This is a genomic window from Mesorhizobium sp. ArgA1 (assembly GCF_053714375.1).
Map to the genome: position 1 here is coordinate 1 of NZ_JBSKBQ010000079.1, position 1899 is coordinate 1899.

1 protein-coding gene is annotated in these 1899 nt (G+C 59.6%); it reads right to left on the bottom strand.

All coding sequences use genetic code 11. The annotated features are described in order from the left end of the window. Nucleotides 1-212: 212 nt before the first annotated feature. Nucleotides 213-1670 carry an ISKra4 family transposase gene (locus ACWGTI_RS32315; protein WP_454590637.1) on the bottom strand — a complete coding sequence of 486 codons (1458 nt, stop codon included), beginning with the start codon at nt 1668-1670 and terminating at the stop codon, nt 213-215. Nucleotides 1671-1899 lie beyond the last annotated feature (229 nt).

The window sequence follows — 1899 nt, forward strand, 5'->3', positions numbered from 1 at the left end:
GTCATGGCAGATGAGCTAAGCCGCAAGTCCTAAACCGCGCCTCGTAGACGCAAAAAATGCATTCGCCGGACGCTCACAGCCAAATCGCCGTGCAGGTCCTTCTTCGGGCACGGACTTGCCGACGATCACCTCGAAGTTTGTCGGTCTGACTGCGCACGTAGCCTCCATCGATGCCGATCGTCACCGGTGGGAGACCGGTAACTTCTCTGGGGTTAGGCGGCGCGCAGGAGAGGCGGTTTGGGCTTGAATAGTGGTGGCACCTTCGACTCTGGCTGTCGGAAGGGCGCCCGCAATCGATTGCGAAGCTCGCCATTGAGATCTGCCGTCCTGACCTGCATGAGCATGTGAGCACCGTGGAGCGACCACCGCATCTGCTGGTTCTTGACCATCCGCTTGCCGACAAGTGAATTCACCGCCGATTCAGCCAGAGTCGTTGCGACGCGAAGCCCGGCTTGGTAGCGCTTGCCATAGTTGACGATCGCGCCGCGGTTCGAACGGACATAGCTTAGGAGCTGCAAGCCGAGGCTTTGAAGTCGGGCGATGGAGAATTCACTGCCTCCTTGCGAAGCCTTCACCCTCTCCAAGAGTTGCTCCAGATCGGTGATCGCGCGATCGACCCGCCCATGCCACAGGCGCCACTTCACCGCTCTGATGTCACGGTCGATTGCGGGAAGCGCTTCAGAGAGACTCGATCGGGATCGAGCCATATGATCGGCGATCTGCTGCATCGGCTGGACCTTCATGGCGATATGGAACCAGTCGATGATGTGGGCCGTGGGCTTCGGCATTGCGCGGGGGAGCCGCTTCAGGATTTCGGCGCCGTCCGAAATCACCGTCACATCCCCAAAGCCGCGGTAGCCTACTTCCCGAAGGGCATGAAGGGCGCGATCCCGGATTGCCCGTTGGTCGGTGCTGCTGGTCGCGAAATAGCGACCGCCGTCTTCGCCCCGCCCGCCGCGGCCGCATCTGGCCACAACGAGCTCGAAGTTGCGCGCCGAATGTTGATCGGCGCTGCGAACATGCGCAGTATCGATGCTGATGACGAACTCTTTGCGTCGATCGCCGGGAAGCTGCATTTCAAGCTGGCGCCGTTCGTCCATTTGCGCCCTTGCGTGCAATTCTTCCTCAGCAACCTGATCGTCGAGCCGTTCGCCAATCCTGAGGGTTCGCTTGCGCACGGTGGCATGCGTCTCGGTCGACAAAACGGGCAGGAATTCGGCAAGCACTCTGGCAGCCTGCCGGTACGGCATCATGCTCCCTAGCCGCGCCGTCAATTCCATCAGCTCGGGTGTCGCTCGATCCGGGCAGATCTCCCGCAGCGGCGCAAAGGCTACGACCATGCCTGGGTAACAATCCCGACACAGCATCCAACGAGGATTGCGCACCTCCACAATGCCAAAGACAGTCCGGATCCGTCGCGTCGTGTAATCCTTGACCGACCGAAACCTGTGGCAATCCGGGCAGACCCGACGAAAGAGGGCATACGTCTCCGCCTCATGGTTCACGACCGCGCTCTGCAGCGCCGCCATGATGGTCTTGCCGTCCTCGACCGACAGGCCGAGGTCGCCGTCAAACAGACGTTCCCAACTCTTGTCGATGCGGACCGCCTTCCGGCAAACGTCACCGAACTCGTTCCTGCCCTCGATCGTAATCGTCCATTCCACCGCCATCGCTTTCCCTCCGAACAAAGCGATGTTCATGGACTACGCGGGCCTAACAACCTGTATTCGACCCCAGAGAAATTACCGGTCTCGAATCTCAAATTAAATGCAAAATCTCAATTTAAGTACACGGCTAAGTACTTGAAAACGCTTATAGCGGAGGGTGAGTAGGCCGGAGGAATTTCACCTGCCGGCCTCTCGCAGAACGGTGCGTGAACCTCTCGATTCACACCGCTCC